Raw genomic sequence first — 22,371 nt, 5'->3', positions numbered from 1 at the left:
CGGGATGATGCCGCTAACAGAAAGATTCACTCCGTTCTATATCGATGCAGCCCATGGATTCACTCCCCCCGTCGACAGCTTCGTTTTTACAAGCTCACCTATTCTTTCATCCAGCATTTTGAGCAAAAAAATCGTTATTGCTGAACAAGTCTAAATGTTGCAAAATTTAATTTTATTATACCTTTTGTTTGTTTATGTGACAAACAAAGTTTGCCAACCATCTAGAATTGCCGTATAAATTATGATACAGTGGTACATAGGGTGATTCATTTGACAAAAGTAACGGGAAATCCACATCTAATTAAAAAAATTAATAAGTCGCTAGTGCTTGAGATGATAAGAACACAGGGTCCTTTGTCGCGAGCTGATATAGCACAGCGTTCCGGACTGAATAAAGGGACGGTTTCTTCCTTAGTCAAAGAATTAATCGAGGAAGAGCTCGTATATGAAATAGGCCAAGGAGAATCAAGCGGCGGACGGCGGCCTGTTCTGCTGCTGTTTAATGAAAAAGCCGGCTTCTCGATCGGCATCGATTTAGGGGTTCACTACATTTTGGGAGTGTTAACAGACCTCCAAGGAAACGTCATAGCCCAAAAGCGAGTGTCTTTTCAAAATAAAGGGTATCAAGCGGTATTGGTTCTTATCAAAGAAACCGTTCTCTCTCTGCTTGAACATATGCCAAAGAGCCGCTACGGATTGGTCGGTATCGGAATGGGCGTACCAGGAATTGTTGATAAAACAGGGACGGTGCTGTTTGCTCCGAATTTATCGTGGAAGGATATCCCTTTAAAACAGGAAATGGAGGCTGTCTTTCATGTTCCTGTCGTCATTGATAATGAAGCCAATGCGGGAGCATATGGAGAAAAACGCCTCGGCGCCGGACAAGAATTCGACCACATTCTTTATGTGAGCGCTGGCATTGGCATCGGTGTCGGTTTGGTGCTTAACGGTGAGCTTTATCGAGGAACGAACGGCTTCGCAGGCGAAAGCGGCCATATGACGATTGACATCGACGGACCCGTTTGCCGCTGCGGAAATAAAGGATGCTGGGAGCTGTACGCCTCAGAACAAGCCATTTTGGAAAAAGCCAAACAGCAGAATGTTGTTTCTGAAACAAAAGAAGTTTCTTTGGAGACTTTATTAAGCTTGGCCAAGCAAAATGATCAAAAAGCCATTCAGTTATTTGCTGAAATTGGCCGCTATTTAGCGATTGGAATCAATAACCTTCTCAACACCTTTAATCCACAGCAAATCATCATCGGCAACCGCCTTTCGATGGCAAAACAGTGGATTAAGCCGGCGATTCAGCAAGCGCTCTCTTCTCGCACTTTGCCGTTTCAGCCAACCCATTTAAGCCTTCATTTTTCTAAGCTATCCATTGATTCAACGGCACTAGGAATGGCTTTGTTTGTCATTGAAGATTTTTTGAAAAAAGGAGAAAAAATACAAGTGTTTCTATAACCAGCTCTCATCGACCGTTGAGAAGCAAGTGACGAGCTGATAACAAACAAGGGGATCCCAGCATGTTTTATGGGATCCCCTTTCTTTTAGTTAATACGCCCCTCGAATAAACGGATGCACTTCGTTTTGATAAAACTCGGCTAATTTTTCCTTTTCCTCCGGGCTAAAGGAAGGAACCATGGCAGCTTGCAAATTGTCCTCCACCTGTTTAATCGTCTTAAATCCTGGAATGATGCATGTAATTGAGTCATGATCTAAAATCCAGCGAAGGGCTGCTCTTGTCATATTTCCTCGGCCATTGGCAATCCACTCTAGCTGTTCGCTGAGCTCTACCCCTTTATGGAACTCAAGGCCGGCAAATGTTTCTCCGACATTGAAATGCTCGCCATTTCGATTAAAGTGGCGATGGTCACCTTCTGCAAACGTTGTCGTTTTTGTAAATTTTCCTGTCAGCAATCCGCTGGCCAGCGGCAGCCGCGCCAATATGCCTACTCCCTGCTCTTTCGCCTGTGGAAGCAGCTTTTCTAAAGGCTTTTGCCGGAAAATATTAAAAATGACTTGCAGCGCTTTGACGTTCGGATTGGCCAAACAAACGAGCCCTTCCTCCACCGTCTCAACACTGACGCCGTAATAACGGATCTTCCCTTCTTGCTGCAATTGATCAAGCACTTCAAACACACGCCCATCCTTCAACACTTCCAGCGGCGGGCAATGAATTTGATAGAGATCAATCCGCTCACGCTGCAGGCGCTTTAAGCTTCCTTCACAATACTTGCGCACCTGTTCCGCAGAATATGTGCGGAAATCATGAATATCGCCCGCCCGGCAAAATTTTGTGGCGATGTAGATGTCGTCTGCTTTTCCTTTTGTCGCTTTCGCTAGAAGTTCTTCACTGCGTCCATCTCCATATACATCGGCTGTATCGAAGAAATTTACACCAGCTGCAATCGCCCGCTGCAACCCTTTTAGTGCTTCTTCTTCATCCGTCTGTCCCCATGATCCGCCAATCGCCCATGTCCCAAAGCTAATTTCACTTACCTCAAGCTCGGTATTTCCTAAACGGCGATACTTCATGACTTTCTCCCTCCATATGTAAGCATCTATTTTTTAATCAGCTACGCCAATCTTATACTTCGTTACAGAAGAATAGGTGTCACCTGCACGCAAGATCGGGCTAGGAAAATGCGGATGATGAACAGCGTCCGGCAGTCCTTGTGTTTCTAGGCAAATGCCAAGATATTTCCTTGACGGCACGCCGCCCAAATCCACCCCTTCCGGCAACTGGTTCGACGTGTACACAACGACGCCGACTTCATCCGTCTCAACCGTCAATATCCGGCCGCTCTCTCTGTCATAAAGCACAATCTCGTTGTCATGATGCCGATCCAACCAAAACGGGTGGTCATACCCCCCACCAACCAACTCGATTTGCGGATGTCCGGATGCGACAGCCTCTCGTATGCTCTTTCCTTGCCGCAAGTCAAACGGCGTGCCAGTGACATCTAAGACGCGGCCCGTGGGAATCAGCTCCTCATTCAACTCCAGTACGCGCGAGCTTTGGATCATCAACATGTGATCCAAAATATCACGTTTGCCGTTGCCGCTTAAGTTAAAATACGTATGATTGGTCAAACTCAACGGGGTATCCTGATCGGCGACAGCCCGATACGCAATGCTCCATTCGTTCGCATGATTCAGCGTATAAATGACTTGGACATGCACTTGGCCCGGATATCCTTCTTCACCATCAGGACTCGTATAAGAAAATTGCACTCCAGCCTCATGATCAGCTTCAATGACTTTCGCATCCCAAATCACGCGATGAAACCCATTGATCCCCCCATGTAAATGGTTCCCATTCTCATTTTTATGAAGCGCATAGGTTGTTCCATTCAACTCAAAAGACGCTTGATGGACTCTGCCTGCTACCCGCCCGATGACAGCGCCGAAATACGGTTCATTTTTTATATAAGGAGTAAAGTCATCAAAGCTAAGTACGATATTTTCATAGTTTCCATGACGATCCGGAGCGATTATTTTCGTAATAATACATCCATAATTAAGGCACGTCACCTCTACGCCGTTGTCATTGATTATCGTAAAAGCGACAATAGGGCGCTCTGACAGCTCTGCCCATTTTTTCTCAATGATTTTCATCGCCGCAGCCCTCCTCCTTTATTAATAAAAAACGCTCGACACTCATCATGCTAGCGGTACTTTTCGTCCCGTCTCTGCCGATATCCGGCATGCCTCCAGCACTCTAGCCTGCTGAAGCATCGCCTGATGGGAGTAGCTTGGCTGCTTTCCTGTCAAAATACATTCAGAAATGTGTTCAACCTCAAGCACATATTGATCGCCCGCCACTATTTCCTCGCGCACTTCGCCAGAAGCGGTTTGCACGACAATCAATCCCTTGCCATCGTGCAAATCGGGCCGATATGCCCGCGGCACGGTCAGCTTTCCCTTTGTTCCAATGATTTCATATTCATTGCGCCAAACGGCTTCAAAACTACAGTCAAATAAAGCATGAACACCATTGTCCATTTTCATCCATCCGCTTGTCGTTACATCAACCGAATACTGGTTGTCATAGCTGGAATGAACGGCTAATTCAACCGGCTCCGCATTTAATAGATAACGAATGGAATGGACGCAGTAGCAGCCAATATCGAACAGGCTTCCGCCGCCTAATTGTGCATTCATCCGGATATTATTTTTGCGTTCCTGAAGATCAAACGAGAAGCCCACTCGAATGGTCTTTATCTCTCCTATTTCACCTGAAGCAAGAATATCTTTCACTCTTTGATGCTGCGGATGAAACTGATACATAAATGCTTCCATCAAAATGATTTGATTCTTTTCACAAGCCGCTACCATATTGCTGACATCTTTCTCACATAAAGCGGCCGGTTTTTCGCACAGCACATGTTTTTTATGTTCTGCTGCTTGAATGGTCCATTCGGCATGCAGACTATTAGGAAGTGGAATATACACAGCATCAATATCAGGATCGTGAAGCAAAGCTTCATAGCGATCATAAGCCTTTGCAATTCCCAGCTGACGCGCCACTTCATGCGCTTTTCCGCTCTCGCTTGCAATCGCTACCACTTCAGCATTTTGCGAACGCTGAATCGCAGGAATCAACGTTTCTCTTGCAATCGCAGCGGTGCTTAAAATCCCCCAGCGGACTTTGGAACTCATCTTCCTTCACCCCTTTTACTAATCAAGACCTATGGTTAGCAGTCGCCTAGCCAACAATATCGCGTTGTTTGAAATTTCTAAAAACGAATCGTAATACTTCCATCATAGCAAGGTTTAGTTAGTTTGTACAGGAAACAAACTAATATATTTATCGACAGGTTCTTTCAACAAACAAAACTAAAAGATCTGCAAATAAACGACCCTTCCCCTTGCTTTATCTGTCTTATTTTTCTAATTCCGTTCAAAATATCAATCTTTATTAATCTCCACCTATTCTCTTCTAATCATCAATTCCCCAATCAATGAGCCCTGGACTGATGAATAAAAAAGACATGAGAAGCAATTTCCTCCCCCATGTCTTTTGATTGCGTTCACTTCAACATCTTAGCGATACCGCCATACTCCTTCATTCCACATGAGCTCATTTTTGATCGTTTGCGGTGAAGTGCGCTCATCGATAACTACACATTCAATGCCGCCCATTTCCGCAAAATCTTGCAATTGCTCCGTTGTGACGGCAAACGAGAAGCATGTATGGTGAGCGCCTCCGGCTAAAATCCATGCTTCTGCGGAATCGCGAAGTGACGGGCGTGGTTTCCATAAAACTCTTGCAACTGGGAGATTAGGTATTTCCTTTTCTATTTTAACCGCATCCACCTCGTTCACAATCAATCGGAAACGATGTCCAAGATCAATTAGGCAAGCATTCACCGCTGATCCCGCATCACCATCAAAAACAAGACGGGCCGGATCCTCTTTTCCTCCGATCGACAGAGGATGAACTTCAATTCTCGGTTTTGTTGCGGCAATCGTCGGGCACACTTCAAGCATATGGGCGCCGAGAATCATTTCGTTGCCCGGCTCAAAGTGGTACGTGTAATCTTCCATAAATGACGTTCCTTTGCCATTGGCCATCACTTTCATAAGCCGAACAAGCGCAGCCGTTTTCCAGTCTCCCTCGCCGCCGAAGCCGTATCCTTCCGCCATAAGCCGCTGAACTGCGAGCCCTGGAAGCTGCTTCATGCCATGCAAATCCTCGAACGTCGTCGTAAAGGCAGTAAAGTTCCCATCTTGTAAAAAGGCTTTTAGTCCAAGTTCAATCCGCGCCTGTTCACGGATCGACTCGCGAACAGGCCCTTCTTGGCGGCCGGCTGGTACAATGTTATACAGCTCCTCGTATTCATCAAGCAGCTCGTTCACTTTTTGTTCGGAAATATCGCGGATGTATTGGACTAAATCCCCAACGCCATAGCCGTTGACCGACCAACCGAATTGGATTTGCGCTCCAACTTTGTTCCCTTCAGTAACTGCTACTTCGCGCATGTTGTCGCCAAAACGGGCCACTTTTAGATTTCGGCTTTCCGCAAAAGCGACAGCCGTCCACATCCATCCTGCCATTTGCTTACGAACATCCTTCTCCTCCCAATGACCAACGATCACTTTCCGGGCGATCCCCATTCTCGCGCCGATAAATCCGTATTCCCGATCACCGTGGGCTGATTGATTTAAGTTCATAAAGTCCATATCAATGCGATCCCATGGAATGTCACGGTTAAATTGAGTGTGGAGATGCAATAGCGGTTTTCTTAGCTGCGACAGACCGCCAATCCACATTTTCGCTGGAGAAAATGTATGCATCCATGTGATCATCCCCGCACAAGCGTCATCGGCATTCGCTTCTATACAAAGCCTACGAATGCCATCTGCCGTTGTAGCAATTGGTTTCAACACTATTTTAAATGGAAGAGCGCTATCCTGATTGAGCCCTTCCGTTATTCTGTTGGCATGAACCTCCACTTGGGATAATGCCTCTTCCCCGTATAAATGTTGGCTTCCTATGACAAACCAAAATTCATATGGACGTAACTGTAGCATCCAATCTCTCCCCTCATTGATTAAACATTGGATTCTTCTAATCTTGCGTTTTCTTTCAATGCTTTTAATCGCTTCATCACATGATTTCCGCCGCGCCCAAAATAGTCATGAAGCTTTACATACTCTTGATAAAGCTGCTCATAAATAGCCACATTTTCCCGTATCGGCTGAAATACTTCATCGCGGACCCTTCCCATTTTTTGCGCCGCCTCTACAATCGATTCATATCCGCTGTTTTCTTTGCCGGCAGCGACGGCTGCAAACATCGCTGCTCCAACAGCCGGGGTATGCTTAGAAGCTGCCACTTTAATAGGACGATTCGTTACATCGGCATAAATTTGCATAAGCAATTTATTTTTTTGCGGCAGTCCACCGCACGCATAAAGCTCCTCCACTTTGACACCGCTTTCAACAAAAGCATCGATGATTCTCCGTGTGCCAAATGCCGTCGCTTCAAGCAAAGCTCGATAAATTTCTTCAGGTTTTGTCAGCAATGTATAGCCAACGATGAGCCCCGTTAAATCGGCATCGACCAGCACCGAACGGTTGCCGTTCCACCAGTCCAAGGCAAGCAGCCCGGTTTCTCCCGGCCGATAGGCAGCAGCCCGCTTTTCGAGCCATTCGTGGACGTTGCCCCCTTCTTTTTCCGCCGCTTCTTTGACATATGCCGGAACGCCTTGTTCGACATACCAAGCAAAAATATCACCGACCGCTGATTGTCCTGCTTCATAACCGAGATAGCCAGGGATGATTCCGTCTTCAACGACACCGCACATTCCTTCCACATGTTTCTCTTCTGTTCCGAGCAGCATATGGCAAATAGAGGTTCCCATCGCCATGACAAGCTTTCCGGGTTCTACCACACCAACTCCAGGTACAGCGGCATGGGCATCGACATTTCCTACGGCGACCGCTGTTCCTGGAAGCAATCCCATCATTGCCGCCATTTCATTGCTCAGTCCGCCCGCTTTAGTTCCGAGAGGAATGATTTCGCCGCGCAACTTCGTTTCTGTTAAGTGTTCCAGCCGCGGATCAAGCGCTTGGAAAAACTCCTTGCTTGGATAGCCGTCTTGTTTATGCCAAATCGATTTGTAGCCTGCCGTGCAACTGTTCCGCACGATTTGTCCCGTCATCTTGAAAACAACCCAGTCAGTCGCCTCTAAAAAGAGGTCGGTTTGCTCGTAGATGTCCGGCGCCTCATTTAAAATCTGCCAGATTTTCGCAATCATCCATTCGGATGAAATTTTCCCACCGTATCTCGGCAAAAATGCTTCTCCTCTTTTGGCAGCGATCTCATTTAACTTGTTCGCTTCACCTTGAGCCGCATGATGCTTCCATAATTTGACCCAACTGTGCGGCCGATGCTTAAAGTTCGGTTGGAAACAAAGCGGCTCGCCGAAAGCATCAACCGGTAACATTGTACATGATGTAAAATCAATGCCAACACCAATCACATCCTCAGGACGAACACCCGACTTTTGCAAAACGGCAGGAACCGCCGTAGCTAATACTTCGATATAGTCTCCGGGATGCTGGAGCGCCCAGTCTGGCTCCAGCTTTATATTCGATTCTGGCAGTGCTTCATCGATCACTCCATGAGCATATAAAGTAACATGATCGGCGATTTCGTTTCCCTCTAAATCGACAAGAACCGCTCGCCCAGACTCCGTTCCATAATCAATGCCAATCACATATTTCATCATGATATCCCCTCCGTCATTGCCCATAGTAAGCGTTTACTCCATGCTTCCGAAGATAATGCTGATCTAATAAAGATTGATCTATTGTCTGGACATTTGGATTCAGCTGATATGTTCTCGCTGCCATTTTTGCTACTTCTTCAAGAACGACGGCATGATAAACGGCCTGATTAGGATCTTTCCCCCAAGTAAAGGGACCATGGCCATGAACGAGCACTCCAGGTACTTGCATCGGATCAAGAGAATGGAACGTCTCCACAATGAGGTTTCCCGTCTCTAGTTCATACGCTCCTTTAATTTCCGCTTGCGTCATTTTTCTCGTGCAAGGAATTTCTCCGTAAAAATAGTCGGCATGTGTCGTTCCTAACGCCGGAATCCCTTTTCCAGCCTGTGCCCAGATCGTCGCCCAAGGAGAGTGCGTATGGACAATGCCGCCAACCTGAGGAAACGCTTTGTATAAGACTAAATGCGTAGGAGTATCAGATGAAGGCTTTAAGTTCCCTTCGACAACCTTTCCTTCTAAATCAACAACAACCATATCCTCTTTTGTCATTTTTTCATAAGCGATACCGCTTGGCTTAATGACCACAAGACCTTGCTCACGGTCAATGCCGCTGACATTTCCCCATGTAAACGTGACCAATTTCTGTTTGGGAAGCTGTAAATTCGCTTCCCAAACAAGCTGTTTTAACTCGTCAATCATCTCCCCCACTCCCTAATAAAAATGATGTCACCTCCATTATAATTTTGTACGTACAATTTTTCTATAGTTTTTTGAAAATTTTATTCAAATATTTTAAACTCTTTTCGTCGAATCACGAATAATCAGTTCAGGCTGGTATACAATATCCTCTACTTCTTCATGTTGCTTTTCAATCATTTTCACGAGCATTTCAGCTGCCCTCACCCCCATGTCCACTTTTGGATGGCGAATGGTGGTCAACTTCACTTCTGTTGCTGTAGCAAATATCGAATCATCAAAACCAACGATGGAAATGTCGTTAGGGACACTGAGCCCTTGCTGCCGAATGACATCTAATAGTTTGACCGCCAGTTCATCATTGTAGCACACAAACGCAGTTGGCCTTGCTTCTTTAGGCTGCTGCAAAAAAAGGCGTGCTGCTTCTAATGGCTTCGTGTCTCTTTCCTCTGTCATATAAGAGATAAGATGGCCTGTCGTCAGCGGCATGCCATGCTCTTGATGTGCTTGAATAAAGCCTTTGAGTCGATTGACACCTTGCAAATCATCCGTTTTGAAAAACCCCGCAATCCGTCGATGCCCAAGCTGGATTAAGTGATCGGTAAGCAAATAACCACCACGCGCATCATCCATTTTTATGTACGGACAATTCATTTCCAAATATCGCTCGTTAATCATCACGTAAGGAATGTGCAGATTGTTAAGCACTAAATAATAGTTTAAATTAGGGTTCCCTTGGGCGCTTTTTGTCGGTTCGATGATGAGGCCACTTAGCGGCTGCTGAATCATCGCCTCTAAATGTTCCCGTTCCTTATCCTTATTATTGCCTGTGCTGGCTAAAAGCAGCCGATAGCCTTTTTCATAAAGGGCTTCCTCCGCTCCTCGAACAATGTGGGGGAAAATATAATCAGAAATATACGTCGTTAAGATCGCTACCGTTTTGGTGGTTTCTTGTTTTCCTATTGATTTGGGCTTAGAAACAAACGTTCCGCTTCCTTGGATTTTATATAGCCATCCTTCATGCTCAAGTTCCCCCAACGCCTGGCGAACGGTATGGCGGCTTAACTGAAATTGGGTTACAATTTCATATTCTGTCGGTATTTTTTCATCCGGTTTTAATTTCCCTGACTTTATCCAAGATAAAATTTCATTTTTTAACTGCAAATACTTTGGTATATTTTTATCCTTCATATGTTCACCGCCTTATGACCAAATATCGATTTGCAAATGGGCTCATTCACTATCCAGATTGTCTTGCTTAGTTTCAGCATTCCGTTTCATTTTGCAACGGTCGAAGCATCGACACCATCTATCATTCATTATAACAGTTTTTATTTGTACGTATATATAACATGGCATTTTTTTCATAATAAAAGAGGGGGCTCCCCCTCTCTTTCACACACTTGTCCCTAAGCTGATTTGTTTTTATTATAAATATCGAAAGCGACAGCCGCGAGCAGCACAAGTCCTTTAATCGCTTGCTGCCAATCAATTCCTAAGCCAAGCAGCGACATCCCATTGTTCATGACGCCCATTACCAAACCACCGATAATCGCTCCGCTTACACTTCCGATTCCCCCGTATGCCGATGCTCCGCCAATAAAACAAGCAGCAATGGCATCTAGTTCAAATAAATTCCCAGCTTTCGGAGTGGCTGCGTTTAAACGGGCAGCAAAAATTAATCCGGATAATGCGGCTAAAACTCCCATATTGACAAATACCCAAAAAGTGACTCTTTTCGTCTTTACACCTGACAGCTGTGCCGCCTTCTCATTGCCGCCGATGGCATATATATGACGGCCAGCAATGGTCTTGTTCGCACCGAAGGAATAGACAGTAATCAAAACGGCTAAAATTAGCAAAATATTAGGAATTCCCTCATAGGTGGCTAGCACGTAAGCAAAAAGATTAATAACCGCCAGCACCCCAATTAACTTCGCGATAAACACAGCTTGATGTCCTACTTCAAATCCGTATTTCTTCTGCTCGTTTCTTTTTCTTATTTCAAGCCATAAAAATAGCAGGGACAATAGAGCGGCCAGCACCATTGTGAAAATATGAAGGCTGTCTCCATGAAATACGTCTGGAATAAAGCCAGAGCTTATATTCTGAAACGATTTTGGAAACGGGGCAATGGACTGTCCTTCTAAAATAACCATCGTCAATCCCCTAAATAATAGCATGCCCGCAAGCGTAACAATAAAAGCAGGAATTCTCACATAGGCGATCCAAAAGCCTTGCCACGCTCCAATCAATGCTCCCAGCAGCAAACAAACCAGCACCGTCGCCGTCATGGAAACATGATGTTCAACCATTAAAATGCCAGCTAAAGCCCCTACAAAAGCTGCTACCGAGCCAACGGATAAATCAATGTGTCCGGTAATAATGACAAGCATCATGCCGATGGCTAAGATGAGAATATAGCTATTTTGGAGAATTAAGTTGGTTACGTTTAAAGGACGCAATAAAATACCGTCTGTTAAAATTTGAAATAAACCGATAATAAGTACAAGTGCTACGACCATGCTGTAGCTGCGAATATGATTTTTGATTGTTTGTGCAAACAGCCTTGTTTTGCTTTCATTTGCGGCTGAATGATGTGAAGACATTTTTTGTGTTGGTACTTGCATGCTGTCTACCCCCTCACCCTTGTTTTGGTCATGAGTTTCATCAAGCCTTCCTGTGTCGCCTCATATCGATCTACTTCCCCGGTTATTCTTCCTTCACTCATCGCATAGATTCGATCACACATGCCAAGAAGCTCTGGCAGCTCCGATGAGATCATTAAGATCCCCTTTCCTTCTTGAGCCAGCTGGTTCATGATCGTATAAATCTCATATTTCGCTCCAATATCAATCCCGCGTGTCGGCTCATCTAAAATCAAAATGTCCGGTTCCGCAAACATCCATTTTCCTAATACAATCTTTTGTTGATTTCCGCCGCTTAGCTTTTCCGCTTTTTGAAAAACACTCGGTGTTTTAATTTTCAATCTGTTTCGGAACTTTTCAGATTCGATGATTTCCAGATTCTCATTGACAATAAACCACTTCGCGATTTTATTTAGACGAGACAAGGTCATATTTTTACGAATATCCTCCATTAAAATCAGACCGTTTCCTTTCCGATCCTCTGTTACATAAGCAATGCCCTGCTCAATGGCCTTGCTAACATTCCGAACATCAATTTCCACGCCATTTTTAAAAATTTGTCCGCTAATTTTTTTTCCATAAGATCGCCCAAAAAGGCTCATTGCGAGTTCGGTTCTCCCTGATCCCATCAAACCAGCAATGCCGACAATTTCTCCTTTACGGATATATAAATGAACATCATCAATTACTTTTCGTTCATGCTGAAAAGGATGATAAACGTTCCAATTTTTCACTTCAAATATGACTTCGCCAATTTTTGATTCCCGTTTGGGATAACGGGCTGTTAAGTCCCTTCCAACCATTCCTTTAATAATCCGATCTTCTGTCACATGATCTTTCTTCATATCTAGCGTTTCGATCGTTTTTCCATCCCGCAAAATCGTAATGGAGTCAGCAACACGTGCGACTTCGTTTAGCTTATGAGAAATAATAATCGCGGATACTCCTTGCTTTTTCAATTCTAATAAGAGATTTAACAAGTTCTCGCTATCAGCCTCATTTAAGGCAGCAGTTGGTTCGTCTAAAATGAGCAATTTCACTTTCTTTGCTAACGCCTTAGCAATTTCCACAAGCTGCTGCTTCCCCACTCCGAGAGTCCCCACTAACGTATGAGGCGATTCATCTAATCCGACTTTACTGAGCAATTCTTTCGTTTTAGCAACCGTTTCATTCCAGTTGATGATCCCTCTTTTTGCCTGCTCATTTCCTAAAAAAATATTCTCTGCAATTGATAAGTACGGAATTAAGGCCAATTCCTGATGAATAATCACAATTCCTAGCTGCTCACTCTGCTTAATATCTTTAAACTTGCATACCTCTCCCTTAAATAAAATCTCTCCATCATACGTTCCGTACGAGTAGACGCCGCTTAACACTTTCATCAACGTTGATTTTCCTGCCCCATTCTCCCCGCAAAGCGCGTGAATTTCACCTTCCCGTACTTTTAAATTCACATTATCAAGCGCTTTCACCCCAGGGAATTCCTTTATAATCCCCCTCATTTCTAAAATAAACTCGGACATATGTCTTCCTCCTTGCGAGAGAGTACGGATATAAGGGGGATCAATGCCCTTGTATCCGCCTTTCTCTTCGATCTATTTCTCTAAGTCTTCTTTTTTGTAATAGCCGCTGTCCACCAATACTTTTTCGTAGTTAGATTGATCCACCGAAACAGGCTCAAGCAAATAGGATGGTACTATCTTTACCCCATTGTTATATGTTTTTGTATCGTTAACCTCTGGTTTTTTTCCTTTTAATACAGCATCCGCCATTTCAACAGCTTTTTTCGCTAGTTCACGTGTATCTTTAAATACTGTTTGCGTTTGCTCACCAGCGATGATCGATTTCACCGACGCTAATTCGGCATCTTGTCCAGTTATAACAGGCATCGGCTTGCTGGTTGTGCCATAGCCAACTCCTTTCAGCGATGAAATGATACCGATGCTAATGCCATCATAAGGTGACAAAACAGCATCCACTTTTTCATTCGTATAATGGGCACTTAGCAAATTGTCCATTCTTGCTTGCGCAGTTGCTCCATCCCATCGTAACGTGGCTGCTTGATCAAATTTTGTTTGACCGCTGCGAACCACCAATTTTCCGGAATCAATATAAGGCTTTAATACAGACATCGCCCCATCAAAAAAGAAATAGGCATTATTATCGTCAGGCGAGCCCGCAAACAGTTCAATGTTAAATGGACCTTTCCCTTCCTTCAATCCTAGTTTTTGTTCGATGTATGTCCCTTGCAATACTCCAACTTTAAAGTTGTCAAATGTCGCATAGTAATCGACATATTTGCTGTTTTTAATCAGACGATCGTAAGAGATGACTTTAATTCCTTGTTTATGCGCCTTTTCAAGAACATCCGTCAATGCCTCGCCGTCAATCGGAGCAATAACTAAAACATTGACTCCTTTTGTAATCATGTTTTCAATTTGCGATACTTGATTTTCAACGACATCTTCGGCGTATTGCAAATCGGTTTTATAACCAAGCTTTCGAAATTCCTTTTCCATATTTTTTCCGTCACTAATCCATCTTTCCGATGATTTCGTCGGCATTGAGATGCCTACAAATCCCGCTTTGCCATCGCCTGCTCCATTTCCACTACATGCAGTCAACGCAAAGGCAAACATAAATAAAATCATGAATGACAACCATTTTTTCATAGCTTTTTTCTCCCCCTTTTATAAAGTGATTGAATAATTACCTAAAATATAGCACCAAGATAATTTTCAGTCTTTTCAATAAAATAACTATTTTTATAAAAATTTGACTTACTTAAAGCGCTTTCAAAAAAAGAAGAGCTATTAATAGCTCTCACTTAACCAATGGAAACTTACGCGGATCCCTTTATAGTAAATTTTCATGAATTTCTTTAAAAAGGAAGGCCCCCTTACGATATTGATTTGGAGGGATTCCAACTGTTTTCTTGAAAGCTGTGCTAAAATAATGCTGTGTTTCATATCCTACTTGTTCGGAAATTTCATAAATAGGGAGTTCGGTAGAAGTCAATAACTGAATAGCCTTTTTCATTCGGGCTTCTGTTACTAAATTAACAAATGATACTCCAAGCTCTTGTTTCATCATGCGGCTTAAATAAACAGGAGACACGTTTAAAAATTGAGCAACAGATTCCAATGTTAGCTTTGGATTCGAAAAATGCTCTTGAATATATTGTTTGGCGCGGCGCACAATCGGAGAAATATTCGTTTCTTTATAAATTAGTTCTTTACAATGCTGATAAGCCTCAGCTACCTTTCTCATCCCTCCCTCGATGCTTTGTATGTAAACGTTAGTCTGTACATTCAAATATTGTTTCAGTGTTTTTTCAATGGTTCGGATCATCCCTTCATCAATTTGCCCCCAAATACAAGCGACGATAAATCCAGCAGTATCTCGAAACATTACATGACAATCAGTAGACAGCAATTCAGACGCAATGTTTTCGATTGCAAAAAAGAGCAGCTGCTTATCCCGGTCATTGAGCAATGGCTGATGATTAAAAAAATCTTGCCAATAAATCATTGCTAATTGATTCGGGGCAGATGAAGGAAGCTGGAAAAAGGAAAGTTGCGCCATAATTTCTTTCTCTGTCAGCTCGCCATGGATCCATTTTAAACAAAATTGTTGCCGGATGAGCGAAAAGTTTTTTTGAACCTGCTCCGACAGCATCCTGATGTATTCGTTTTGCTTGAACCCTTGTTCCAGCGCTTGTTTTATTTTCATTACGACCTCTCGCAAATGCTGAGGATGAGTCGGCTTCAATATATAATCGTCAACCTGCAAACGAATCGCTTCTTGTGCATAAGTAAATTCATCGTATCCGGTAATAACCACCATTCTGCATGCAGGCAGTTTTTCACGAATCTGCCTCATTAATGTAATGCCATCCATCATTGGCATATTCAAATCAACAAAAAGAACGTGAATCTCATGATATACAGCCAGTTCTAACGCTTCTTCTCCATCCTCAGCTTCCGCGATTATCTCCATGTCAAATTCTCTCCAATTGATTGCCTCTCGTATTCCTTCGCGAATAATCGGTTCATCATCAGCAATTAACACCTTCCACATCTCTCTTTCCTCCTACATCGCTTGTCTAACAATTGGATGGATCATCGTCACGGTCGTTCCTTTTCCTTCTTCACTGTCGATCCATAAACCGTAAGTACTCCCAAAGGTTAATTGCATTCGCGCTTGCACATTCAACATTCCATATCCCTGCACCTTTCCTATCTCCTTTTCTTTGTCACGAGCCGTAAAATCAACCGTTAAGTCTTCACGCAAAGATGACAATAATTCTTTTGACATTCCGACACCATCATCATGAATGCGAATGATCAGCTTTCCATCCTGTTCCTCAGCTTGAATCAAAATATGGCCAGGTCCTCTCCGCTGCTTGATACCGTGATAAATCGCATTTTCTACTATCGGCTGCAAGACAAGCTTTAAAATATATAAATCTTGAACGTTAGAAGCGATGTCAAATGTATAGTTCAACTTGTCTCGATATCTCGTTTTTTGAATGCTTAAATAGCTTTGAATATGTTCCATTTCTTCCGCAAATGAAATGATATCCCTTCCTTTGCTTAATCCGATGCGAAATAGCTTTGACAACGCTTCCACTACTTGGGCTACATCCTCCGCTCCTCTTTTTCTAGCCAGCCAATGAATCGTATCTAACGTATTGTAAAGAAAATGAGGTTTAATATGCGCCTGCAAGCTCCGAAGCTCCGCTTCCCATCTTTGTCGTTCCTGCCACTCTACAAGAGAAATGAATTTTTGGATTTGATCGAGCATCCGGTTAAAGCTTCTTCCTAACATACCGATTTCATCTGCGCGAACACTGTGATAGCGGCTCGTTAAATCACCTGCCTCTACTTTTTTCATAAATGAGATCAATTGTCTGATCGGTCGCGATAGCGAATGAGCCAAGTAGTAAGAGGCACCGATACCAATAAGACAGACCAAAAATACAAAACAAGTGACATAAAAACGGATTTCCATGATTTCTAACGCTGATTCTTGATTGGAGAACACCCCAATCGTTGTCCAGCTTGTAAACGGTGAACGCTGATAAATAAATTGCAAATATTGTCCATCTACCTTCTTAGCAAACGTTCCAGAATCTCGATTGCCAAGCCATTGAGCCGGGATATTCGCGATAAGCGGATGAGCAGGTGAATAAATATTTTCACCGCGATGATCGATAACCATTAAGTATCCTGATTTTCCTAAACGAACACTTTTCACGGCTTCCGCAATGACACGCAGCTTTAGGTCGATTAAAACCACTCCTTCTACCTGCTGAGTTTCTGGATTTAAAACGGCTCTAACAACCGACACCACTTCCTCTCGTTTATAATTCGTGTGTGTTGTTACATTACGTTTCTCCGGGTGGCCAATAATTTTAAAAATGCCCTTATTTTGTACGGCTTCTTGATACCATCCTTCCTCTGTGAGCTGCTTAGCTGAACGTGTATACATTTCGTTGCTGATATACTCTCCTTTATGATTAGCAACAAGAATACCCGCAACTTCAGGATACAATGTTGTTAATCCGCGCAGAAATTGACGAATTCGATATTCATCGCTCGTTTCACCAATTCCTTGCATCCTCTCGTTTCCTTCTAAAAACTTTTTTATTTCTGGATTAAATGCTGTTAAATAGGTAATATTTTGCATATTATTCAAGTAAAACTCGAGCGTTCGATTTACTTGGTTAATCACTTGAAGTGTATTTTGATTAATTTGCCGATCAATAATCCGATCAACTGTCCAACCTGTTACGCTCCCAAGTCCGATGGAGGGAAAAATGATAATGAATAAAAAAAGGAAAATCAGCTTATAGCGAATAGGTACATTATTAATCTGAAAATATTTCATTTGCTTCAATCCTGATCCCTCATTTCTAGCATCCGCATTCTTTCCCTTATTTCGCATAAAAGCTATCCACGTTTTCTTTCGTTACAACTGTAATTCCAGTGTCCATATACGCAGGCAATAAAGGATAGCCAGATGGCAAAGAAGGAGTTAAGCGATGGTGAAGGTGAAATAAAAATTGCAATGACCAATATCCCATATTCCATGTTCCTTGAGCCAATGTGGCTTCTATCATTCCTTGTTTCACCATATCCAATGTTCGTTTATCGGTATCAAAGCTAATAATTTTTACTTTCTTCGCTGTTGCAAACGATGCAACGGCTTCACCCACTCCGACTCCTCCATTGGCCTCGGTAACAAAAATACCTGATAGCTCTGGATATTGTTTTAACAGCTCTAGAGCGGCTTGCTTCGAGGCAAGGGCATCTCCTTTCCCATCCTTTACTATTACGACTTCCATTTCCGGATATTCTTTATCAATCGTTTCAATAAACCCTTTTGTCCTTTGTTGGTGATTTAACTGATTGGGAAGCGTAATAACCGCTACTTTCCCTTTTTTTCCTAACAGCTCTGCCATTTTATGCGCCGCTGTCACTCCGGCATTATAATTATTCGTTCCTAGGAATGAAAACGCTTTACTAGAAAGAGCATCGGAATCGAATAATACAACTGGAATTCCCTGTTCCACAGCTTTATTAATCGTTCCAGTCAGTTTATTTGGATCTATTGCAGAAATCGCAATGCCAGCTGGTTTTTTAGCAATTACTTGCTCAAGCACCGTCACCTGTTCATTTACGTCATATTGTGTCGCCCCCCGATACTCTACTGAAACATTGAGTGCTTGAGCCGCATCCTCAAATCCCTTTAAACAATTTTTCCAATAGTCAATTCCAGATAAAAAAGTGACCATTACATATGTCTCCTCGATTTTCCCTTGTAAAGTTTGCTCTTCTTGATTAACAGCACGAATACGGGAAGCTTGCAAATGATAGTTATATACATAAATAAGAAAGACACCGATTAAAAAAACATAAACCAATAACAATTTTTTCATGGCAATCCCCCTGTCTATTGTCACTATAAGATGTTAAAACATGATACAACTTGATTCGTTCCCACCCTTTTTCTAAAATTGAATCAGGGTCTAAAAATCCGCTTTGAAAATCCAACAGTCGAAAAAAAGATTCTGCCGATTCGAATCGGCTAGAAGTCTAATCTTCTCATTACCCGTGGTGCTAGTTGAGCATCAAATGCAACTATACAGATCTAGATTGATGCATGAACACTTGTCCCTCGCCGTGAGCAAGCTCCCCCTCCTTTCATCGTGAGCTTTTAATCTGATCTCCGGAATTCCTCCTCATATCGTTCAGATTGAAAAATCCAGATAAGTAAGGCGTTTCAATAAGGCAAAAGAGCCGTTGAAACGCTTTATAGTTGAAATTCCAAAAATATATGTATAGATAGGAAACTTTCGGTATATTTATATGGTCACAGGCTTTTATAAATGTAGCGATCAGGCGCTAAATAAACCCAAAGCAAAAATATGGTTTCGCATTCGCTTTAATTTGTACGTATCAATAAACAAAATAGAAAATTCGTCCCTTTCCGTCTCCTTATAAAACATAAAATCCACATATTTTTTGTTCGTACAATTTTATTGTACCATGAATAGAGAATAGTTAACTATTGAATTTCAAATCGTTTACGATGTAGCTTTAGGAAGAAACGTGAAGAATCCTTTTGATTTGGAGTGGCCATCTCTCAAGCAAACATATTCCGAATCAAAAAAATGAGCTGTTTAGGACAGCTCATTTTTTACATACAACTTACCGATAGGCCCAGGCGACGAAATGAAGAGAAGTTTGCGGGTTTTCCTTCATCATGCGAGTGGTAAAGGTTCGAATGCGCTGCTTTTCCACCGTATTGATGAGGCCGTTGTTTCGGCAGACGCCTGATTAAACTCCCAACGTTAACCTCAAAGCTCTGGAAATACTTTCGCTCATCAATAAAGAAAGCTGACACATTCAACGGTGATAAATTTTTCCTCATGAAAGTTTATATCGCTTATTCCCCCACTTCAATTATATGGATTTTTTTGAGATGGGAATCCATATTTCGCTCTTGAAAGTGGGCGAGTGGATATTTTTATTCTCATTCCACAAAATTTCCGGACCCTCAGCCGCTTCATAATGGGTTGAAGGAAACCATTCAGAATAAATACGTCCCCATCCTTCTTGCAATGCTTGGGGAAAAGGTCCCACTACTTCAAATACAGCCCATGTCGAGGCAGAAACCTCAAGCTTCGTTAGATGATCTGGGCATTCTTTCGTTGTCGCCACGCCAATATAATGGTCCAATTCTCCCTTCTCTTCCATTCTTCCCTCAGAAAAGTTCACAGAGGCGCTAAGCAGCCCTAAAGGTTCCACATTTGAAAGCCGCTTCAACTCATTGATTGTGTCATCATCTAAGCTTTTCCACATGGAGGCAATCTCCGGATTGACTCCATGAAAAATCAGCGGAACTCGTCTCATGATGCCAACGATGCGAAACGGTCCTTTTTCTTCAATGCGATAGTTCATTTCATTTCCTCCTCTTACAGATAACTGGAAGGTCATGGACGGATAAGCTTTCAATGAACAGCCGCCATTCCTAGCTTCCGATGGTGTGATCCCATGCAGCCCTTGAAATGCTCGGGCAAATGAATCCGGGGAGCTGTATCCATATTTCAGGGCTATATCAATAATCTTTGCCTTGCTCTCCTTGAGCTCCAAAGCGGCAAGCGTCAGACGTCGGCGCCGGATATATTCGGATAACGGAATCCCCGAAAGAAAAGAAAACATCCTTTTGAAATGGTATTCTGAGCAAAGTGCCAGCTTTGCTGCTTCTTTAAAATCAATTTCTGCCGTCAAATTGGCTTCAATGTACTTCATCGCTTCGTTCATATTCTTAAGCAAATCCATCTTGATGACCTCCTTGCCCATAGAATAACAGGAAGGAAGGAACGCCGCCCGACATTTCGTGCCCAATCATGCAGGGAGCTTCCCGGATGGATCCATTGTCCCCTTTTCGCCGCAGACACGGCTGATCATGTTCAGAGCCGCCAAAATCGATCGAGCTTCGCTGCTTTTTTCCCATGTTTATAATATGGGAGCCAATACAAGCATTCATTCAAACCTGCTATCAAGCAAGCTGTCCTACCGCTTTTTAAGCAAAAAAACTGTGCCGTCTAAAAGAAACGGCACGGTTGCTCCTTACTGATTGCGATTGAAAATCACAAGTTTTAACTCTGTCATTTCTTCGATTGCATAGCGGATGCCTTCACGGCCAAATCCGCTTTCCTTGACGCCTCCATATGGCATATGATCCACCCGGAACGTCGGAATATCATTGACAAGCACTCCGCCGACATGCAGCTTTTCTGCTGCTTTCCACGCGACATGGACATTATCTGTATAGATGCCGGCTTGCAAACCGTAACGTGAATCATTGACCAATTCAATCGCTTCATCAATAGATGAAACTTTATTAATCAAAACAATCGGCGCAAACACTTCATAGCACGATACTTTCAACGTAGGCGCTGCATTTAAAATGACCGTCGGCAGCAAAATATTTCCTTGCCGCTCGCCGCCGATTGCTACTGTCGCACCGCTTTGTTTCGCTTCTTCAATCCACTGCAATGACCGCTCGACATCTTGAGGTGTAATCAATGCTGAGACATCTGTACTAGCATCAAGCGGATCGCCGATTTTTAACTGCTGAGCAGCTGCAATAAATTTTTCTACAAATTCGTCATATCGTTTTTCATGAACATAGATGCGCTGAAGGGAAATACACACTTGTCCTTGGAAAGAGAAAGCCCCAAAGACACAGCGCGGGATCATCCGGTCGATGTCTGTTTGTTCATCGACAATGACGGCCGAATTCGATCCAAGCTCCAGCGTCACACGCTTAAGCCCGGCTTTATTACGAATGCCAATCCCTACCTCTGGGCTTCCCGTAAATGTCACCATACTGACGCGCGGATCCGTGACGATCTGATCGCCTACAGTTCGGCCGCTTCCCGTTACTACATTGAGCGCTCCTTTTGGCAGTCCCGCAGCTTCAAACAGCTCAGCAATCAAATAGGACGAAAGCGGAGTTTGGCTTGCCGGCTTTAATACGACCGTATTTCCGGAGGCAAAGGCCGGTCCGAGCTTGTGCGCAACAAGATTCATTGGGAAGTTAAAAGGAGTGATCGCCCCGATGACTCCAATCGGCTCTCTCGTCGTAAATGCGATTCGGTTTTCCCCACCCGGCGCCGCATCTAACGGAATGGTTTCACCATGAATACGCTTCGCTTCCTCCGCAGCAAATTTATAGGTTTGAATGGTGCGAGCCACTTCCGCTTTTGCTGTTGTCAGCGGCTTCGCAGCTTCTGTTGCGATGATTCGCGCTGCCACCTCTGAACGCTCCTGCAAAAGTGACGCCACCTTTTCTAAAATAGCCGCTCGTTGGTAGGCTGGCATTTGCTTCATCTTTCCCCGCGCTTCATATGCAGCCGCAATCGCTAAACGAACCTCTTCCTCCGTCGCAGCTGGAATTTCGGCAAGCGCCTCGCCAGAATAAGGAGACCGCAATGTCGTATACGCTCTTGCTTCCACCCACTCCCCATCAATATATAGCTTCTTTTTTTCAAAAGTCGTTTTCATCGTACTCCCACCCTTTCCTTTTGATTGCACAAACGACAGGTTGCCTCTAACACCCTTTCCGTTCTCCTCAATAGCCATAACATGCTAACACAACCACCATTATCTTTATTCGTCTTTTTGACGGAAAAGTCCTGCTGTTGATGATTCTCCACTTCTAAGGATATAGGCAATTTTTAACCTCACATTTTCTCTTTCATCTTTTTATT

16 protein-coding genes are annotated in these 22,371 nt (G+C 43.3%); 1 reads left to right on the top strand and 15 read right to left on the bottom strand.

What is annotated here, in order from left to right; genetic code table 11:
- The first annotated feature begins 270 nt into the window (after window positions 1-270).
- Window positions 271-1,461 (top strand): ROK family transcriptional regulator, encoded by a 1,191-nt coding sequence (locus tag AT864_RS06995; RefSeq protein ID WP_066147607.1) that lies wholly within the window; start codon window positions 271-273, stop codon window positions 1,459-1,461.
- Window positions 1,462-1,551: 90 nt separating this feature from the next.
- Here AT864_RS06995 and AT864_RS06990 read toward each other — a convergent pair whose 3' ends face one another.
- The 15 genes from AT864_RS06990 to AT864_RS06915 all read right to left on the bottom strand — a co-directional run bounded on the left by AT864_RS06990 (window position 1,552) and on the right by AT864_RS06915 (window position 22,165).
- Complete coding sequence (locus AT864_RS06990; RefSeq protein WP_066147605.1) at window positions 1,552-2,535, bottom strand: aldo/keto reductase; 984 nt, start codon at window positions 2,533-2,535, stop codon at window positions 1,552-1,554.
- A 33-nt stretch (window positions 2,536-2,568) separates the two neighbouring features.
- The gene (locus AT864_RS06985; protein ID WP_066147603.1) at window positions 2,569-3,618 is read right to left on the bottom strand and encodes an aldose epimerase family protein; all 1,050 of its coding nucleotides are present in this window, start codon (window positions 3,616-3,618) and stop codon (window positions 2,569-2,571) included.
- 45 nt (window positions 3,619-3,663) lie between these two features.
- A complete protein-coding gene (locus tag AT864_RS06980) occupies window positions 3,664-4,662 on the bottom strand; it encodes a Gfo/Idh/MocA family protein (protein ID WP_066147601.1) in 999 nt (332 codons plus the stop codon).
- 384 nt (window positions 4,663-5,046) lie between these two features.
- The gene (gene araA / locus AT864_RS06975; RefSeq protein ID WP_066147599.1) at window positions 5,047-6,537 is read right to left on the bottom strand and encodes an L-arabinose isomerase; all 1,491 of its coding nucleotides are present in this window, start codon (window positions 6,535-6,537) and stop codon (window positions 5,047-5,049) included.
- A 20-nt stretch (window positions 6,538-6,557) separates the two neighbouring features.
- Complete coding sequence (locus AT864_RS06970; RefSeq protein ID WP_156450506.1) at window positions 6,558-8,243, bottom strand: ribulokinase; 1,686 nt, start codon at window positions 8,241-8,243, stop codon at window positions 6,558-6,560.
- Window positions 8,244-8,253: 10 nt separating this feature from the next.
- Window positions 8,254-8,940 (bottom strand): L-ribulose-5-phosphate 4-epimerase, encoded by a 687-nt coding sequence (araD, locus tag AT864_RS06965; RefSeq protein ID WP_066147597.1) that lies wholly within the window; start codon window positions 8,938-8,940, stop codon window positions 8,254-8,256.
- Window positions 8,941-9,033: 93 nt separating this feature from the next.
- Window positions 9,034-10,128: a GntR family transcriptional regulator gene (locus AT864_RS06960; protein WP_066147595.1), complete on the bottom strand. Its 1,095-nt coding sequence runs from the start codon at window positions 10,126-10,128 to the stop codon at window positions 9,034-9,036.
- Window positions 10,129-10,346: 218 nt separating this feature from the next.
- Entirely contained in the window at window positions 10,347-11,567 is a 1,221-nt protein-coding gene (gene mmsB, locus AT864_RS06955) for a multiple monosaccharide ABC transporter permease (protein WP_066147593.1), read from the bottom strand.
- Window positions 11,568-11,572: 5 nt separating this feature from the next.
- A complete protein-coding gene (gene mmsA / locus AT864_RS06950; protein ID WP_066147590.1) occupies window positions 11,573-13,108 on the bottom strand; it encodes a multiple monosaccharide ABC transporter ATP-binding protein in 1,536 nt (511 codons plus the stop codon).
- Window positions 13,109-13,180: 72 nt separating this feature from the next.
- The gene (chvE, locus tag AT864_RS06945; RefSeq protein WP_044745419.1) at window positions 13,181-14,257 is read right to left on the bottom strand and encodes a multiple monosaccharide ABC transporter substrate-binding protein; all 1,077 of its coding nucleotides are present in this window, start codon (window positions 14,255-14,257) and stop codon (window positions 13,181-13,183) included.
- A gap of 184 nt (window positions 14,258-14,441) precedes the next feature.
- Window positions 14,442-15,665 (bottom strand): response regulator, encoded by a 1,224-nt coding sequence (locus AT864_RS06940; RefSeq protein WP_044745420.1) that lies wholly within the window; start codon window positions 15,663-15,665, stop codon window positions 14,442-14,444.
- 12 nt (window positions 15,666-15,677) lie between these two features.
- On the bottom strand, window positions 15,678-17,477 hold the full coding sequence (locus AT864_RS06935) for a sensor histidine kinase (RefSeq protein WP_066147736.1): 1,800 nt from the start codon (window positions 17,475-17,477) through the stop codon (window positions 15,678-15,680).
- 46 nt (window positions 17,478-17,523) lie between these two features.
- A complete protein-coding gene (locus AT864_RS06930; protein WP_066147588.1) occupies window positions 17,524-18,528 on the bottom strand; it encodes a substrate-binding domain-containing protein in 1,005 nt (334 codons plus the stop codon).
- 1,027 nt (window positions 18,529-19,555) lie between these two features.
- Window positions 19,556-20,434 carry an AraC family transcriptional regulator gene (locus tag AT864_RS06925; protein WP_044745422.1) on the bottom strand — a complete coding sequence of 293 codons (879 nt, stop codon included), beginning with the start codon at window positions 20,432-20,434 and terminating at the stop codon, window positions 19,556-19,558.
- 291 nt (window positions 20,435-20,725) lie between these two features.
- Window positions 20,726-22,165, bottom strand: a complete 1,440-nt coding sequence (locus AT864_RS06915) for an aldehyde dehydrogenase family protein (protein WP_066147584.1) — start codon at window positions 22,163-22,165, stop codon at window positions 20,726-20,728.
- Between the last annotated feature and the right edge of the window lie 206 nt (window positions 22,166-22,371).

The organism is Anoxybacillus sp. P3H1B, assembly GCF_001560855.1.
GTDB classification, from domain to species: domain Bacteria; phylum Bacillota; class Bacilli; order Bacillales; family Anoxybacillaceae; genus Anoxybacteroides; species Anoxybacteroides rupiense.
This window is presented reverse-complemented; position numbering and strand designations above follow the sequence as displayed.

What these genes read in the sequence shown, in the direction of transcription:
- araA (WP_066147599.1), bottom strand. Translation starts at nt 6,537, where the DNA reads ATGCTACAGTTACGTCCATATGAATTTTGGTTTGTCATAGGAAGCCAA.
- AT864_RS06935 (WP_066147736.1), bottom strand. Translation starts at nt 17,477, where the DNA reads ATGAAATATTTTCAGATTAATAATGTACCTATTCGCTATAAGCTGATT.
- AT864_RS06960 (WP_066147595.1), bottom strand. Translation starts at nt 10,128, where the DNA reads ATGAAGGATAAAAATATACCAAAGTATTTGCAGTTAAAAAATGAAATT.
- mmsA (WP_066147590.1), bottom strand. Translation starts at nt 13,108, where the DNA reads ATGTCCGAGTTTATTTTAGAAATGAGGGGGATTATAAAGGAATTCCCT.
- chvE (WP_044745419.1), bottom strand. Translation starts at nt 14,257, where the DNA reads ATGAAAAAATGGTTGTCATTCATGATTTTATTTATGTTTGCCTTTGCG.
- AT864_RS06940 (WP_044745420.1), bottom strand. Translation starts at nt 15,665, where the DNA reads ATGTGGAAGGTGTTAATTGCTGATGATGAACCGATTATTCGCGAAGGA.
- AT864_RS06985 (WP_066147603.1), bottom strand. Translation starts at nt 3,618, where the DNA reads ATGAAAATCATTGAGAAAAAATGGGCAGAGCTGTCAGAGCGCCCTATT.
- AT864_RS06930 (WP_066147588.1), bottom strand. Translation starts at nt 18,528, where the DNA reads ATGAAAAAATTGTTATTGGTTTATGTTTTTTTAATCGGTGTCTTTCTT.
- AT864_RS06990 (WP_066147605.1), bottom strand. Translation starts at nt 2,535, where the DNA reads ATGAAGTATCGCCGTTTAGGAAATACCGAGCTTGAGGTAAGTGAAATT.
- AT864_RS06980 (WP_066147601.1), bottom strand. Translation starts at nt 4,662, where the DNA reads ATGAGTTCCAAAGTCCGCTGGGGGATTTTAAGCACCGCTGCGATTGCA.
- AT864_RS06925 (WP_044745422.1), bottom strand. Translation starts at nt 20,434, where the DNA reads ATGGATTTGCTTAAGAATATGAACGAAGCGATGAAGTACATTGAAGCC.
- mmsB (WP_066147593.1), bottom strand. Translation starts at nt 11,567, where the DNA reads ATGCAAGTACCAACACAAAAAATGTCTTCACATCATTCAGCCGCAAAT.
- araD (WP_066147597.1), bottom strand. Translation starts at nt 8,940, where the DNA reads ATGATTGACGAGTTAAAACAGCTTGTTTGGGAAGCGAATTTACAGCTT.
- AT864_RS06915 (WP_066147584.1), bottom strand. Translation starts at nt 22,165, where the DNA reads ATGAAAACGACTTTTGAAAAAAAGAAGCTATATATTGATGGGGAGTGG.